15 protein-coding genes are annotated in these 16026 nt (G+C 68.5%); 4 read left to right on the top strand and 11 right to left on the bottom strand.

All coding sequences use genetic code 11. From position 1 onward, the window contains the following. Window positions 1–33 precede the first annotated feature (33 nt). The gene (locus TMO_RS15185) at window positions 34–693 is read left to right on the top strand and encodes an FMN-binding negative transcriptional regulator (RefSeq protein WP_041606589.1); all 660 of its coding nucleotides are present in this window, start codon (window positions 34–36) and stop codon (window positions 691–693) included. Here TMO_RS15185 and TMO_RS15190 read toward each other — a convergent pair whose 3' ends face one another. The 8 genes from TMO_RS15190 to wrbA form a co-directional block, all read right to left on the bottom strand. After that, window positions 694–1251: a hypothetical protein gene (locus TMO_RS15190; protein WP_014746529.1), complete on the bottom strand. Its 558-nt coding sequence runs from the start codon at window positions 1249–1251 to the stop codon at window positions 694–696. A gap of 242 nt (window positions 1252–1493) precedes the next feature. Beyond that, entirely contained in the window at window positions 1494–2483 is a 990-nt protein-coding gene (locus TMO_RS15195; RefSeq protein ID WP_014746530.1) for a dipeptide ABC transporter ATP-binding protein, read from the bottom strand. Beyond that, on the bottom strand, window positions 2476–3480 hold the full coding sequence (locus TMO_RS15200; protein ID WP_014746531.1) for an oligopeptide/dipeptide ABC transporter ATP-binding protein: 1005 nt from the start codon (window positions 3478–3480) through the stop codon (window positions 2476–2478). The genes TMO_RS15195 and TMO_RS15200 overlap by 8 nt, the downstream gene beginning before the upstream one ends. Continuing rightward, window positions 3480–4376, bottom strand: a complete 897-nt coding sequence (locus TMO_RS15205) for an ABC transporter permease subunit (RefSeq protein ID WP_014746532.1) — start codon at window positions 4374–4376, stop codon at window positions 3480–3482. The genes TMO_RS15200 and TMO_RS15205 overlap by 1 nt, the downstream gene beginning before the upstream one ends. An 81-nt stretch (window positions 4377–4457) precedes the next feature. Continuing rightward, window positions 4458–5468 (bottom strand): ABC transporter permease subunit, encoded by a 1011-nt coding sequence (locus tag TMO_RS15210; RefSeq protein WP_014746533.1) that lies wholly within the window; start codon window positions 5466–5468, stop codon window positions 4458–4460. Window positions 5469–5620: 152 nt separating this feature from the next. Beyond that, a complete protein-coding gene (locus TMO_RS15215) occupies window positions 5621–7216 on the bottom strand; it encodes an ABC transporter substrate-binding protein (RefSeq protein WP_014746534.1) in 1596 nt (531 codons plus the stop codon). 228 nt (window positions 7217–7444) lie between these two features. After that, on the bottom strand, window positions 7445–8461 hold the full coding sequence (locus TMO_RS15220) for a glutathione S-transferase family protein (protein WP_014746535.1): 1017 nt from the start codon (window positions 8459–8461) through the stop codon (window positions 7445–7447). 86 nt (window positions 8462–8547) lie between these two features. Continuing rightward, the gene (gene wrbA, locus TMO_RS15225; RefSeq protein WP_041606591.1) at window positions 8548–9153 is read right to left on the bottom strand and encodes an NAD(P)H:quinone oxidoreductase; all 606 of its coding nucleotides are present in this window, start codon (window positions 9151–9153) and stop codon (window positions 8548–8550) included. A gap of 156 nt (window positions 9154–9309) precedes the next feature. On the opposite strand from wrbA, the gene TMO_RS15230 reads away from it, so the two are divergent. The 3 genes from TMO_RS15230 to TMO_RS15240 all read left to right on the top strand — a co-directional run bounded on the left by TMO_RS15230 (window position 9310) and on the right by TMO_RS15240 (window position 11629). Further along, a complete protein-coding gene (locus TMO_RS15230) occupies window positions 9310–10224 on the top strand; it encodes a LysR family transcriptional regulator (RefSeq protein ID WP_014746537.1) in 915 nt (304 codons plus the stop codon). 36 nt (window positions 10225–10260) lie between these two features. Further along, window positions 10261–10698: a DUF1499 domain-containing protein gene (locus TMO_RS15235; protein WP_014746538.1), complete on the top strand. Its 438-nt coding sequence runs from the start codon at window positions 10261–10263 to the stop codon at window positions 10696–10698. Window positions 10699–10798: 100 nt separating this feature from the next. Next, window positions 10799–11629 (top strand): alpha/beta fold hydrolase, encoded by an 831-nt coding sequence (locus TMO_RS15240; RefSeq protein WP_014746539.1) that lies wholly within the window; start codon window positions 10799–10801, stop codon window positions 11627–11629. 12 nt (window positions 11630–11641) lie between these two features. Here the strand turns inward: TMO_RS15240 and TMO_RS15245 are convergent, their stop codons facing one another. From TMO_RS15245 to TMO_RS15255, 3 genes are read right to left on the bottom strand one after another with little or no spacing between them, the layout of a single operon-like run. Then, the gene (locus TMO_RS15245) at window positions 11642–13294 is read right to left on the bottom strand and encodes an FMN-binding glutamate synthase family protein (RefSeq protein ID WP_014746540.1); all 1653 of its coding nucleotides are present in this window, start codon (window positions 13292–13294) and stop codon (window positions 11642–11644) included. Then, window positions 13291–14151, bottom strand: coding sequence for a 4-hydroxy-tetrahydrodipicolinate reductase (gene dapB, locus TMO_RS15250; RefSeq protein ID WP_014746541.1), 861 nt, complete (start codon window positions 14149–14151; stop codon window positions 13291–13293). The genes TMO_RS15245 and dapB overlap by 4 nt, the downstream gene beginning before the upstream one ends. Before the next feature lie 57 nt (window positions 14152–14208). Further along, window positions 14209–15846: a PAS domain-containing protein gene (locus TMO_RS15255; protein ID WP_014746542.1), complete on the bottom strand. Its 1638-nt coding sequence runs from the start codon at window positions 15844–15846 to the stop codon at window positions 14209–14211. Window positions 15847–16026: the final 180 nt, after the last annotated feature.

Below are 16026 nucleotides of genomic sequence, written 5' to 3' on the forward strand. Positions count from 1 at the left end.
CAGAAGCAGACGGGGCACGAGGGAGTGGAGATCATGCACATCCTGCGTCCGCCCTTCCGCATGGAGGATGATGCCGCCCTGGACTTCGCCGCCCGGCGCGGCTTCGGTCTGGCGGTCGCGGCCGATGGCGGCGATCCGCTGGGGTCGCACATCCCCTTCATCATCCGGCGCGACCCCGATCAGACCGTGGTGCAGTTCCACCTGACCGCCGGCAATCCGCTGGTGGCGCAGGCGGCGGCCGGCGCCCGTTTCCTGATCGCGGTTGCCGGGCCGGACGCCTATGTCTCCAACGACTGGTATGTCTCGGAAGACCAGGTCTCGACCTGGCTCTACGAGGCGGTGCATCTGTCGGGCCGGGCGCGGCTGCAGCCGGTGGACGACAATCGCGGCCATGGCGATGCCCTTCTCGCCGTAGCCGAAGCACGACTGCCCAAACCGGCCTGGAGCCTGGAGACGATGGAGCCGCAGAAGCGCCAGGCCATGCTCGACGGTATCCGGGTCGTCGAGGTGATCGTCGATCGGATCGAGGGGCAGTCCAAGCTCAACCAGCACAAGACCGACGCCGACCATGTGGCAGTGGCCAACCGGCTGGCATGGGCCGGAACGACGCCGGCGCAGGAGCTTGCCCGCCGCATGCGGGAGCTGCGCCCGGATCTCGTCTATGATTTTCCGGACGCCGACGACATGCCCTGATCAGCCGAATCGGGTGACGGCCAGTTGCCGCCCCAGATCGTCGGCGCGTACCGACTGAACCGCGCGATAAGCGGCAATCACCGAAGATGCCTCGGGGCGATTGGTGACGAAATTCTGAAACAGCCCGAACAGACTTCCCGCGCCCCGCGCCGTGGCCATGCCGCCATCACCGGCCCCGGCCGTATCGTCGAGGACGGTTGAATTGGCCGTGGCCTCGTAGCGCGCGGCTGCGCGGGACGGGCCGGTGACGTCGGCGGGGCTGTAGCTGCGCGCCGTGAAGCCGGGATCGGCCTGAAGTGCGATCAGAGTGGAAAGCGTGCCGGCAGAAAACCGCTGCCCGAAGCCGGATCCCCGCTGCTGTTCCTGGTTCTGCTGGTCGCGCGCCAGTGCCTGTTCGAAGGCACTGCCGCCATCCTCGCCGCCGGTGCCCGAGGGATCGACGCGGCGGATTTCATCCTGCCAGCCGTCGCCCACCGCCGTGCTGCGCGCGGTCGAACCGCCCCAGCCCGGAACCGGGCGGGCCGTCTCGATACGGCGGATGGCGTCGAGCGCGGACATGGGCGGCCAGAGGCTCCCGAGGGTGGATCAGCGGATAAGGGACGGTCCAGGCATCGGCGGAACAGACTATGCGGGACGGAAACGCCTGGAATGATCGGAGTTTAGACAATTCCCGGCGGTCCCGCCAGTGGCCGTGAGATGTCCTGTCAATGGCGGTCGATGGGCAGGCTGCGGCAAAGGGTGGGCCGGCCGTGACAGGATGATGTCACGACCGGCCCGGGGCATGCGTCATCCGGCGAGGGTCAGGGCTGAGCCAGCACCTCCTCGGCACGATGACAGGCGACCCGTCGCGGCCCTACCGGCCGAAGCTCCGGCCGCTCGGTCTTGCAGCGGTCGATGGCGAACGGGCAGCGGCGATGGAAGGTGCAGCCCGGCGGCGGCGCCAGGGGCGACGGCAGCTCGCCGCCGATCGGCTGGCGCACCGCCCGCTCATCCGGGTCGATGCGCGGCGTGGCGGCAAGCAGGGCGCGGGTATAGGGGTGCGCCGGCGCGTCGAACAGGACGTCCTTGTCCGCCTGCTCCACGGCGCGGCCCAGATACATCACCATCACCTCGTCGGCAATGTGGCGCACCACCGACAGATCATGGCTGATGAAAACATAGGCGACGCCGAATTCCTGCTGCAGATCGATCAGCAGGTTCAGCACCTGGGCCTGGATCGACACGTCGAGCGCCGAGACCGGCTCGTCCGCCACCACCACCGCCGGATCGAGCATCAGCGCCCGGGCGATGGCGACGCGCTGACGCTGGCCGCCCGAGAACATGTGCGGGTAGCGCCCCGCCTGTTCCGGCCGGAGCCCGACCCTGGCCATCATCGCCGCCACCCTCTCCCGCCGCGCCGCGCGGTCGAGATCGGTGTTGATGGCAAGCGGTTCCTCCAGCGTCTGAGCCACGGTCTTGCGCGGGTTGAGCGAGGCATAGGGGTTCTGGAACACCATCTGCACCCGCCGGCGCAGCCGGCGCAGGGTGGCGGCATCCGCACCCGCCACATCGGCACCGTCGATGACCAGCCGGCCCGCGGTCGGCTTTTCGATCATCACCAGCTGACGGGCAAGGGTCGACTTGCCGCAGCCGCTTTCGCCGACCACCGCCAGTGTCCGACCGGGCGCCACCTCGAAGCTGACCCCGTCCAGCGCCTTGAGCACGGCCGGGCCCTTGAGGAAGCCCCGCGGCACCTCGTAATGGCGGGTCAGATCCTCCGACACCAGGATCGGTGCGATCGGCTCAGCCATGGGCCATCTCCTCCGCCGGACTTGGCCGGCCGGCATCGTCGAGCGGCGTGTGGCAGCGCACCGCCGCATCCGGCCCCCAGGGCCTGAGCGACGGCTGCACCGCCCGGCAATGCGGCACGGCATGGGGGCAGCGCGGCTCCAGCAGGCAGCCCGGCGGGCGGTCATACTGGCCCGGCACGACGCCCGGGATCGCATTCAGCCGGCGCTTGCCCGCCGCCCGCTCCGGCAGAGCCTCCAGCAGGGCGGCGGTGTAGGGATGGCGGGGATGGCGGAAGATCCCGGGCACCTGCCCCGTTTCCACCACCTGCCCCGCATACATCACCGCCACCCGTTTTGCGGTTTCCGCCACCACGGCCAGGTCATGGGTGATCAGGATCAGGGCCATGCCCCGGTCGCGCTGCAGCCCCAACAGCAAATCCAGGATCTGCGCCTGAATGGTGACGTCGAGTGCCGTGGTCGGCTCGTCGGCGATCAGCAACCTTGGGTTGCAGGCGATCGCCATGGCGATTACCACGCGCTGGTTCATGCCGCCCGAAAGCTGGTGGGGGTAAGAATCGATCCGCGCTCTGGGGTCGGGAATGCCCACCTGGTCCAGCAGGTCGACGGCGCGTTCGCGCAGCTGCCGGCGGCTGCCGCCTTCGTGCACCTTTAACGCCTCGATGATCTGGAAGCCGATCGTGTAGCAGGGGTTGAGGCTGGTCAGCGGGTCCTGGAAGACCATCGCCACATCCTTGCCGGTGAGCCGGCGGCGGGCACGTCCCGACAGCGACAGCAGGTCGGTGCCGGCAAAGGTCAGCCGCTGCGCCTCCACCCGGGCGGTCGGCGGCAGCAGCCCCATGACCGCGAGCGAGCTGACGCTCTTGCCCGACCCGCTTTCGCCGACGATGCCCAGCACCTCGCCCGCATCCACCGAGAGCGAGACGCCGTCCACCGCCCGGAAGGCACGATCGCCCGTGCCGAAGGTAACGGTCAGGCCGTCGATATCGAGCAGGGCCATCAGCGTTTCATCCTGGGATCGAGGGCGTCGCGCAGGCCATCGCCCAGCAGATTGAAGGCGAGCACGGTGATGAGGATCGCAAGGCCCGGCAGGGTGACCACCCACCAGGCGCGCTGGATGTATTGCAGCACGCCGGCCAGCATGGTGCCCCATTCCGGGGTCGGCGGCTGGGCACCGAGACCCAGGAAGCCGAGCGCCGCCGCATCCAGGATCGCGGTCGAAAAGCCGAGCGTCGCCTGCACGATCAACGGCGCCATGCAATTGGGCAGGATGGCGCTGAACATCAGCCGCAGCGGCCCCGCGCCCGCCAGGCGCGAGGCGGTGACATATTCCTTGTTCACCTCACCCATCGCCGCCGCACGGGTGAGGCGGACATAATGGGGCAGCACCACGATCGCGATCGCGAACATGGCATTGGCGAGGCCGGGGCCCAGAATGGCGACGATCGCGATGGCGAGCAGCAGGCTGGGCAGGGCCAGCATGATGTCCATCAGCCGCATGATCACCGTGTCGACCACCCCGCCGAAATAGCCGGCGAGCAGGCCGAGCAGAATGCCCGCCGCCAGCGACAGGGTGACGACGATGACGCCGATCAGCAGGCTGAGCCTGGCGCCGTGGATCAGCCGCGAGAGCATGTCGCGGCCGACATCGTCGGTGCCGAGCGGGAAGCTCCAGCTGCCGCCATCGGCGAAGGCCGGCGGCACCAGCAGGGCATCACGGAACTGCGCCGACGGGTCATGGGGCGCCACGACATCGGCGAAGACCGCGAGCAGGGTGATGATCACGATCACCACCAGCCCGGCGACGGCACCGGGGTTGCGCCTGAAATCGGACCAGAAGGCGGCGAGCGCGCCAGGGGGCGTCGGCGCCGTGGTTGACGGGGTGGCGGTGCTCATCGGCAACCGCGGTCCCGGGCCGCTATGGCAAAGACCATGACCGCAGGGGGTCTGGTCGCAATGGACATGCGGCAGCAGAGATCAGCGTGCATGTCGGATCCGCGGATTGATGATGCCGTAAAGCAGGTCGACGATCAGGTTGACGGCGATCACCACGCAGGAGACCAGCAGGATGCCGCCCTGAACCGACGGGTAGTCGCGCCGGCCGATCGATTCGATCAGCCATTTGCCGATGCCCGGCCAGGCGAAGATGGTCTCGGTCAGGATCGCGCCGGCAAGCAGCAGGCCGACCTGCAGACCGATCACCGTGATCACCGGAATGAGCGCGTTTCTGAGCGCATGGACCAGCACCACCCGGGTCGGGTTCAGCCCCTTGGCACGGGCGGTGCGGACATAGTCCTCGCCCAGCACCTCGAGCATCGACGAGCGGGTCATGCGCGCGATGACGGCGAGCGGAATGGTGCCGAGCACGATGGCCGGCAGCACCAGATGATGCAGCGCCGACCAGAAGGCCTCCGGCTCGTCCGAGAGCAGGGTGTCGATCAGCATGAAACCGGTCACCGGCTCCACGTAGTACATCACGCTGATCCGGCCCGACACCGGCGTCCAGCCGAGCGTCACCGAGAACAGCATGATCAGCAGCAGCCCCCACCAGAAGATCGGCATCGAATAGCCGGTGAGCGCCCCGGCCATGACCGTATGGTCGAGCGCCGAACCGCGCCGAACCGCGGCCAGAATGCCGGCGGGCAGGCCGATCGCGACCGCGAAGATCATCGCGGCGAAACTGAGTTCCAGCGTGGCCGGAAACAGGGTGAGGAAGTCGTTCAGCACCGGCGAGCGGGTGACGAGGGAGCGGCCGAAATCACCCTGGGCGAGCGACCACAGATAGCTGAAATACTGCTCCACCATCGGCCGGTCGAGGCCGAGCTGGGCCAGCATCTGGGCATGGCGTTCGGGGGTGAGGCCGCGTTCGCCCGCCAGCAGGGCGACCGGATCGCCCGGGATCAGCCGGATGAGGACGAAGGCGAAGAGGGTGACGCCGAGGAAGGTCGGCACGACCAGCCCCAGACGTCGGAACACGAAAGCGAACATCTGACGGCGACCGCAGCTGCGGCGCGGCCGGCATCATCCGCGGACACGGGATGGCACATGGACGGGGGAGTTGGGATGCACCGAGGCCGGCCGACGGTGTGGGGAGCCCCCGCACCTCCGGCCGGCCGCCGCAGATGGCGCCAGCGCGCGCCTCAGTCCTTGAGGCCCGGGCCGTAGAAGTAGTGACCGCCGAGCGGGTCGATCTTCCAGTCAGTGACCTCGGGACGGATCGGCTGATAGACCACCGAATGGGCGATGGTCACCCAGGGGGCCTGCTCCTTGAAGATCACCTGGGCCTCTTCATAGAGCTTCGTGCGCTCCGCCTGGCCCGAGACCGTCTTGGCCTTCATGATCAGGTCGTCGAAGGGCTTGTAGCACCAGCCGGCATAGTTGGAGCCGCCATTGGCCGCATCGCAGCCCAGCAGCACCGCCAGGAAGTTGTCGGGGTCGCCATTGTCGCCCGTCCAGCCGAGCAGCAGGGTCTGATGCTCACCGGCCTGGGCGCGCTTCAGATACTCGCCCCATTCATAGGACACGATCTGAGCCTTCACCCCCACGGCCGCCCAGTCGGCCTGGATCATCTCGGCCATACGGCGGGCATTGGGGTTGTAGGGTCGCTGCACGGGCATCGCCCAGATGTCGGTCTCGAACCCGTTCTCGAAACCGGCCTCCTTCAGCAGGGCCTTGGCCTTCTCGGGGTCGTAGGCGTAGTCCTCGACCTTGTCGTTATACGACCAGATGGTCGGCGGGATCGGGTTCTTGGCGGCCTTGCCGGCGCCCTGATAGATCGCGTCGATGATCGCGGCCTTGTTGACCGCCATGTTCAGCGCCTGGCGCACCTTCACGTCGTCGAAGGGCTTCTTGCGGACGTTGAAGGCCAGATAGCCGATGTTCAGGCCTTCCTGCGACATCAGGTTGACCTTCGGGTCTTCCTTCATCTTCGCAAGATCGGCCGGGTTCGGATAGGGCATCACATGGCACTCGCCCGCCTGGATCTTGGCGTAGCGGACCGAGGCATCGGGCGTGATCGAGAAGACCAGCGTGTCGAGGCTGCTCTTGCCGCGCCAGTAGTCGGGATGCGCCTTGTAGCGGATCACCGCATCCTTCTGGTAGTTCACCAGCTGATACGGGCCGGTGCCGACCGGCTCCAGATCGACCTTCTCGGGCGTGCCGGCCTTCATCATCTGATCGGCGTATTCGGCCGACAGGATCGAGGCGAAATCCATCGCGATATTGGCGATGAACGGCGCTTCCGGACGGTTGAGCACGAAGCGGACCGTGTGGTCGTCCACCTTCTCCACCGCCTTCAGCAGCGAGGGCATGCTCATGCCCTGGAAGTATTCGTAGGTGCCGCCCGACACCTTGTTGTACGGGTGGTTCGGGTCCAGCTGGCGCATGAAGCTGAACACGACGTCGTCGGCGTTGAAGTCGCGGCTGGGTGTGAAGCTCTTGGTGGTCTGGAACTTCACGCCCTTGCGCAGATGGAAGGTGTAGGTCAGGCCGTCATCCGACACCTCGTAGCGCTCGGCCAGGCCGGGCTGCACGGTCGTGGTGCCGCGCTCGAACTCGACCAGCCGGTTGTAGACATTGCGCGAGCTGGCATCGAAGGTCGTGCCGGTCGTGAACAGCTGCGGGTTGAAGCCCTCGGGGCTGCCCTCCGAGCAGTAAACCATCGTCTTGGCTTCGGCAGCGCCGACCGCGCCGAGCAGGGCCGCGGCGGCAACCGCGCCCATCAGAGCCTTATTCATGAAGTCTCCCTCCGGAAATCGTCCCGCGGGACCAGGGCGTCGGCGGCATCTCCCCCAAGATGCCGGGCTCCTCGGCCCTCCTCCTGCCCGCGGATTTCCGAAAGCCTATGCCAGCTTTCCGGGGAGCGTCAACGCCGCTGCAACACACGCCGGCGCTTCATGTTGGTATACCGGATGGGCGCACCGGTTGTGCGATGCAACGAAAGCGGGATGCCGGGGAGATGGCGCTCAGTCGAGCGCAGGCGCGGGCCATGACGGATCGAGGCGCGGCGGCTCCGCCGGGCCGAGGGGCACCACCCGGGTCGGGTTGATGGTCGTATGGCTCCAGTAATAGTGCCAGCGGATATGGGCATCGTCGACCGTCTCGCGGATCGCCGGCACCGCCAGCAGCCGGGCGGTGAGCGCGGTCAGCATCGGATAATCGGCGATGCGGCGCAGGTTGCACTTGAAATGCCCGTGATAGACCGGGTCGAAGCGCACCAGCGTGGTGAACAGGCGCAGATCCGCCTCGGTCATCCGGCCGCCGACCAGCCAGCCCTGCCCGTCGGCCAGCCGGGCTTCCATGCGATCCAGCGCCTCGAACAGAGGCACCACCGCCGCCTCATAGGCAGCCTGGGTGGTGGCGAAGCCCGCCTTGTAGACGCCGTTGTTGATCCGGTCATAGACATCGGCATTGACCGCGTCGATCTCGTCGCGCAGCTCGTCCGGGCAGAGGATCAGGCCGGGATTGCCATGTTTGGGCGCCAGATGGTCGAAGGCGCGGTCGAACATGCGCACGATCTCGGCGCTTTCGTTGTTGACGATGGTCCCGCGCAGCTTGTCCCAGAGCACCGGCACGGTCACCCGGCCGCTGTAGTCGGGATTGGCGCGGGCATAGACCTCGTGCAGGGCCCGGTTGCCGAACAGCGCATCGCCGGTGGCACCGGCAAAAGGGACGGCCTCGTCGCCCGCTTCGGCGGGCGCGCCGAAGGTCCAGCCGGCACCGCCCATGCGCGGGTCGACCACGCTCACCGAAATCGCCCCCTCCAGCCGCTTCAGCCGCCGCCAGATCAGCGTGCGATGCGCCCAGGGACAGGCGAGCGAGACATAAAGATGGTAGCGCCCGGGCTCGGCCGGCAGGCCCTCGCCACCGGGTTCGGTCGCAAGCCGGTCGCGGAAACGGCTGGCTTCGCGTTCGAAGCGGCCGCCGGTCTTTGCGGTGTCGTACCAGCGGTCGTGCCAGACGCCGTCGATCATCACGCCCATGAGCGGTCTCCCCGGGGATGGCTGAAGGTTGAAGGAACCGCCGCCTGCGGAACGGCACAGGCGGCGGCGCAACGGTCAGGCAGGCATCAGCCGGCGGCCAGCTTCTTCGCGATGCCGGCGACGTGGCGGCCCTGGGCGCGGGCGGTGGAGAGTTCCTTTTCGCTCGGCGTCCGGCTGCCGTCGGGGCCGGCGATGGTGCCGGCGCCATAGGGGCTGCCACCCCTCACTTCCGAGATATCGGCCAGCTCGGGCGCCACCGCATAGGGCAGGCCGACGATGACCATGCCGTGATGGGCAAGCGTCGGCCACAGCGTCAGCGCGGTCGATTCGTTGCCGCCACCGGTACCGGTCGACACGAACACGCTGCCGACCTTGCCGAGCAGCTTGCCCTGGGCCCAGAGGCCGCCGGTCTGGTCGAGGAAATTGCGCATCTGCGAGGCGACATTGCCGAAACGGGTCGGCGCGCCGAAGATGATCGCGTCGTAATCCGCGAGCTCGGCGGGAGAGGCCACTTCGGCCGCCTGATCGAGCTTGGCACCGGCCTTTTCTGCCACGTCTCGCGGCATCAGCTCGGGCACCCGCTTCACGGTCACCTCGACTCCGTCCACCTCGGCGGCGCCGGCGGCCACGGCGCCGGCCATGGTCTCGATGTGGCCATACGTGCTGTAGTAGAGAACCAGAACCTTGGTCATCGCCGTCATTCCCGGTTGATGAGGATGTCGGGGGTGGCCTGCAGGAGGCCCCGCCCCCGTCGTCCCCTCAAATGTAGCACTGGCGGTTTTGCGCACCACCGGCAACAATGGAAATGAATTGTCAGCCTGAGGGAAACGGTGCGCGATGAGGGCGGCATGGACCATCTGACCAGCATGGCGGTCTTTGCGCGGGTGGTGGAGGCGCAGAGCTTCTCGTCCGCCGCCCGGACGCTGGGCCTGTCGAAATCCGCCGTCTCCAAGCATATCGGCCGGCTGGAGGACAGGCTGGGTGCGCGGCTGCTGAACCGCACCACCCGCCGGCTCAGCCTCACCGAGATGGGCGAGGTCTATTATCGCCATTGCGCCCGCATCCTGCGCGAGGCGGAGGAGGCGGATCTGGAGGTCGGCCGCCTGCAGGACGAGCCGCGCGGCACACTGCGCATCAATGCGCCGATGTCCTTCGGCCTGCTGCATCTGGCCCCCTGCCTGCCCGGCTTCATGGAAGCCCACCCCCATGTCCGGGTCGAGGTCTCGCTCGACGACCGTTTCGTCGATGTGGTCGAGGAAGGCTATGACCTGGTGGTCCGCATCGGCAATCTGGCCGACAGCAGCCTGATCGCCCGCAAGCTGGCGGAAAGCCGGACGATGATCGTCGCCACCCCGGCCTATTGGAACGCCCATGGCCGGCCCCGCCATCCGCGCGATCTCTCCCGGCACAACTGCCTGGAATATGCCTATCTCTCCACCCGCAACGAATGGCGCTTCCGCGCTGCCGACGGCGGCGAGACCCTCGCCGTCCGGATCTCAGGAACCCTGAACGCCAATAACGGCCAGATCCTGTGCGACGCCGCCCTTGCCGGTACCGGCGTCGCCCGCCTGCCCGCCTTCATCATCGGCACGGATGTCGCCGCGGGGCGTCTTGAAGCAGTGCTCACGGAATTCGCACCGCCCCCCGTCGATATCTACGCGGTATATCCACATAACCGGCATCTGTCGGCAAAGGTCCGTGCCTTCATCGATCATTACGTCGACTGGCTGCGCCAGCGGCGCCAGGAGATGCCTTTCTCCTGAGACCGCGGGGCAAGCCACCCGAGGAGCCTACCTCCGATGCCTCTGGACGATAGTTCGCTCGCGCCCGAGCTGTTCGACCTCCCGGCCTTCAGCGGCGACCGCAAGCCCGGCTGGTGCCTGGCCGCCCCCGAGGGCACGCTCCGCGTGCGACCGCACATCCCGACCGGGCCGCTTCAGGCGGGGCCCGACCGTCTGCTCGCCGCCATGGCGCGCTGCGTGCGGGCGCAGCCGCGCAGCCGCATCCTGGCCGCCGATACCACGCTTTACCGGATCGACGCCATCCAGCGCACACGGTTCTGCCGCTTCACCGACGACATCTCGCTCTGGGCCATGCCGGTGCCGATGCCAGACGGCCGCATCGCGGCAGCACCGGTGATCCTGTCGCGATCCCGCATCGGCCGCTGGGACATGGGCACCAACCGCCGCCGGGTGGAATGCTGGCTGGCCACGATGCTCGGCTTCTGCGGCGGCTGAAGATCAGCATCGGTCATCATCGGATCAGGCCATTGAATTGGCCGCACCGGCAGTCACCATGGTTGGCTGGGGCATTCCCATCTTCGACCGGAGGCCGATCATGCGTCACAACCTGCCGCTCTGCCGTCGCTTCGACCATCCCGCCGGCACCATCGCCTGGGACCGTTTCGGAGAGACCGGGCCGGATCTCGTCCTCATCCACGGCACCCCGTTCAACGCAGCGGTCTGGGCACCGGTCGCCGCAGCACTCGCACCGCGGGCCCGGGTGCATCTGCTCGATCTGGCCGGCTATGGCCAGTCGCGGGTGCCCGCCGGATCGGATGTCTCGCTCCATGTGCAGGACCGGATCCTGGCCGACTGGGTGGCCCATCTGACCCTCGACGGACCGCCGCTGGTCGTCGCCCATGACTTCGGCGGTGCGACCGCGCTCCGCGCCCATCTGCTCCGCGGGCTGGAGATGGCGGGGCTGATCCTGGCCGATGCGGTGATGCTCCGGCCCTGGGGCTCCCCCTTCGTCACCCATGTCCGCGACCATGAGGCGGCCTTCGCCGGCCTGCCCGATCATCTGCACCGGGCGCTGGTGGCGGCCTATGTGGCGGAGGCCGCTCACCGGCCGATCCCGGACGACATCCTGGCCGACATCCTGGATGCCTGGGGAGATGCCGATGGCCGCCGGGCCTTCTATGCCCAGATCGCGCAGATGGATCCGGCCGCGACCGACGAGGCCGTGCCGCATCTGAGCCGTCTGCGCTGCCCGGCCCAAGTGCTGTGGGGGCTGGAGGATCGCTGGCTGCCGGCTGCGCAGGGGCGCGATCTGGCCCGGGCCATCGGCTGCGGCTTCACCGGCATCGCGGGTGCCGGCCATCTGGTGCAGACCGACGCCCCGGCGGTGCTGGTGGCGGCGATCCTGGACAGGCTCGCCGCCGGCTGATGCCGTCCCGCTTCAGGCGGCGCGGCGCGGCGCAAAACTCGCAGGATCCGCCGCCGCCCAGTCCGAGGCATAGGGTGTGGCATCCGGCGCATCGATCAGCGCACCGGGGGTCAGGAAGGGATAAAGCCGGTCCATCGGCACGATCTCGTTGGGGGAACGCCGGTGCAGCAGATGGCGCGGTTCCAGGTCGGAAGGATGGTCCAGCCCGGCCGCGGCGACCAGTTCCGCCAGGGCATGCACCGTGCGCGACTGGAAGCGGCGCACCCGCTCGGCCTTGTCCTCGACCACCAGCCCTTTCTGACGATCCGGATCCTGGGTCGCAACGCCGGTCGGGCAGCGCCCGGTGTGGCACTTCACCGACTGCACGCAGCCGATCGAGAACATGAAGGCCCGGGCGGCGTTGCACCAGTCGGCACCGGTCGCAAGCGCCGCGGCGATGTCGAAGGCGCTGACCATCTTGCCGGCGGCGCCGATGCGCACATGCGGATGCAGGGCCGCACCGACCAGGGCATTGCGCACCAGCACCAGCCCTTCGCGCAGCGGCAGGCCCAGATGGTCCGAGAATTCCCGCGGCGCCGCGCCGGTCCCGCCTTCGGCGCCGTCGACCACGATGAAATCGAGCAGAATGCCGGTGCTGCGCATCGCCTTGACGATGGCGAAGACCTCGTGCGGCTGGCCGACACAGAGCTTGATCCCCACCGGCTTGCCGCCCGACAGCTCCCGCAGCCGGGCCACGAAATGCATCATGCCTTCGGGGTCGTCGAAGGCGGAATGCCGCGCTGGCGAGATGCAGTCGACGCCTTCCGGCACCTTGCGGGTGGCAGCGATTTCGGCCGTCACCTTCGGCCCGGGCAGCATGCCGCCATGGCCGGGCTTGGCGCCCTGGCTCAGCTTGATTTCGATCATCTTCACCTGATCGAGCCGGGCGGTCTCGGCAAAGAGGTCGGGATCGAAGCGGCCATGTTCGTCACGGCAGCCGAAATAACCCGACCCCAGCTCCCAGACCAGATCGCCGCCATGCATGCGGTGATAGGGGCTGAGCCCGCCCTCGCCGGTGTCGTGATAGAAGCCGCCGCGGGCAGCGCCCAGGTTCAGGGCCTCGATCGCACGCGCGCTGAGCGAGCCGAAGCTCATGGCCGAGATATTAAGCACCTGGGCGTGATAGGGCTTCGTGCATTGCGGCCCGCCCACCTTCACGCGGAAGGGTTCCGTCGCGACCGGGTGGGGGGCGATGGAGTGCACGATCGCCTCGTAGCGGGGGGCGTAGACGTCGAGCTGGGTGCCGAGCGGCTGGGCGTCCTCGTCACCCTTGGCGCGCTCGTAGACCAGGCTGCGGGCAAGCCGGTCATAGGGACGACCTTCCAGATCGTCTTCCACGATGTACTGGCGCAGATAGGGCCGGAGCGCCTCGAACGCCCAGCGCAGATGACCGACCACCGGATAATTCCGGCGGATCGCATGCCGATCCTGGCCGAGATCGACGATGCCGAGCACCACCAGCGGGACCAGCACCACCAGCGCCCACAGGAGCTCCGCCTCGACCGTAACCCCCAGGATCAGACACAGCAGGGTGGCGAGGGTGATCAGGATGAAGGTGCCGTGCCGGATCGCCCGGTCGAGGGGGATGCTGCGCTCGGCCCCGCCGATTTCGGTCTTCGCGGTCATGCCGGCGCCCCCGCCGCCGCGTCATCTGGACCGAAGAGCAGCACATCGAGGCCACGCACCAGCCCGGTCACCCCAGCCACCTTGCGGATCGCGAGCAGGGTCCCGTCGACATAGGCCTTGGCATCCTTGCCGGCATCGTGAGAGATCACCAGCCGCGCGCCGGCGACGGCGAAATGGGCATCGATCGAGGCGGCATAGCTGGGCAGGCGCAATGAATGCACCTGAACCCCGCCGATCGTGCCGCCGCGCAGCGCCGGATCGCCCAGCACCTTGCCGGGGGCCACCGGCACGGTGCCCTGGGGCATCTCGGGCCGCGCAACCCGTCCCAGCCGCTCGGCCAGTTCCCGCGCGGTACCCGACGGGGCATCCGGCTTGGCGGGACCTGCGATCTCCACCACCTCCACATGCGGGATATAACGGGCGGCGATCAGCGAGAAGCGGGTGGCGAGCGCCGCGGTGATGGCGAAATTGCCGCTGGCAACCACGCCGCGGCCGGCGGCCGTCGCCGCGGCGGCGATCCGCTCATAGGCCGCCGCATCCAGGCCAGAGGTGCCGATCACCACATGGACACCCCGTGCCAGCGCCGCCTCGGCATGGCCGGCGACGGCCGATGGATGGGTGTAGTCGACCAGAACGTCGATCCCGCCTGCGGCAAGGACCGTTTCGACATCCGCCGCGACCTCCACCCCGGGCAGGGCCCCCGGCACCAGTTCGTCCAGCCTGCGGCCGGCGGCGGAGCGGGCGATGCCGCCGACGAGGTCGAGATCGGCGGCAACGGCGACCGCGCGGGCGATCTCGCCGCCGGTCCAGCCGGTGACACCGGCGACACAGACACGGAGCGGGGTGGTGACGGTCATGCAGGCCTCTCCATCGGCGGCTGGCGGAAACTCGGCTCCGAGCCTGACCCGTCCGGGCTATGGATGCAAGCCGGTCTCCGGTTTCGCCGCATCAGACGGGTGGGGACCCGGATCGACCGCAAGCGCGCCGTTTATACGCACCACCTGCCCGTCATCGTCGAAACCCGGAGCCGCGGCACCATGCATCCGCACGATCCGGCCATCGATGCGCAGCAGGCGGAAATCGAGCGCCGACACCGTGCCGCGCCGGGCCCGGCGCAATGCCTCCCGCACCCGCGGGCGGTCTTCGGCCAGCACCATGGCCTGGAATTGCGGCGCATCGATCGCCCCGTCGGGCGGGCTGTCCAGCCCGAAGGCGGAGAACAGCTCGTTTGCACACCAGACCCGGGGCGCGCCGATCGGCCAGCTCCAGGACGCAATGCCCGCCAGCGACTGGATCTCGGTCAGGGATCGCAGCCGGTCATCGGCCCGACGCAGCGCCACCTCGGTTTCGGTGATGTCGTGGATCAGGCCGGTCGAGCGGCCGCCATCAGGCAAGGCTCCACCGACCACGCGCAGATAGCGCGGCGCCCCGCCACCCGGCGATGGCACCGTCAGCACCATGTCGAGCGCGCTGCGGCGCCCCGCCCCCAGATCAGCCAGCGCCGCGAGCAGCGCCTGGCGTTCCGGAGCCGCAATCCGTTCGAACAGATCCGCCGTGCCGATCACCCCGATGCCAAGTGCCGGCAAGCCGGGCAGAACGCTGACATGGCGCGTGCGCGCGTCATGCTGCCAGACGGCAGCCCGCGCAAGTTCCAGCCCGCGCATGACCGTTGCACCACCCTCTCGGGGGCGCGCATCCGCCGCTTCCTTCCCGCGCGGGGGCGCCAGCAGCAGAGCCGCAGCTGCCCCGGCCAGCACGCCGATCATCAGACTGGCGCCCAGATTACCCACCAGACCTCCCCAGCCGGCCTCCGCCGGAACGATGGTACGGGCCGCGATCAGCCGCAGGGGGAAGCCGTCAACCTGCCGCTCCACCAGATCTGCATCGGCAGTGGCCGGACGCCCGCCGGTCACCACGATCCGGCCGCCCGCCGCATCGGCAAGGCTGATCATGGTGTCGCCGTCCGGTATCAGCTGATCGGTAATCCGCCGGAAGGCGGACCGGCCCAGCAGCATGACCACCACGCCCTCGGGCCGCCTGTTCGCGCCGGCTTCCGCCACGTCGATGATCGGACGGCTGAGCACCACACGGTCCCGGTCGGCCGCGATGAACAGCCCGCTCGCCATCAACCTTGAAGCCGCTTCGGGTGGGGGTGCAGTCGCATGGTCGTGAGCGGTGACCGCCAGCAGCCCCGAGGGGGCCAGGGGCAGAACCTCCCCCAGCTGAATCAGAATCCGGCCGGCACCATCAGTTATACGCAGGGTCCCCCCCTCAAGGCCCTGCGTCAGCTGCGGACGAAGCCGGGAGGCGAGGACGTCCTCGTCGCCCGTGCGGAGCAGGGGCGCAAGCTCCAGCGCCAGACGATCGAGCCTGGCCCCGACGTCACGCAACAGCCCGGTGATCGCAATCTCTGCCGATGCGGCGTCGCGGCTCAGCTGTCGCGTGGCCTCCGTCACCGCATCCCGCCGCTCACCCTCGACCCGAACGAGCTGGATCAGCGCCAGCCCTATTGCGGCCATCGCGAATGTCAGCCCCCAGATCCGTCGATCCATTCGCCGGACGACCTCCTGCATCGTTGAGGTCCGTGCATGGCCCTCCCCGATCACAGATTAGCATCGCAGACGTCGACGCGCGACGGTCGCATTTCGCACGATCACACACGCGCATAACGCGACGTTCACAATCGGAACGCACCGGTCCGCCCGAAACACGACCGCCCCCGGACAGTCAGT

Origin of the sequence: Tistrella mobilis KA081020-065, from assembly GCF_000264455.2 — a bacterium.
Lineage (GTDB): Bacteria > Pseudomonadota > Alphaproteobacteria > Tistrellales > Tistrellaceae > Tistrella > Tistrella mobilis.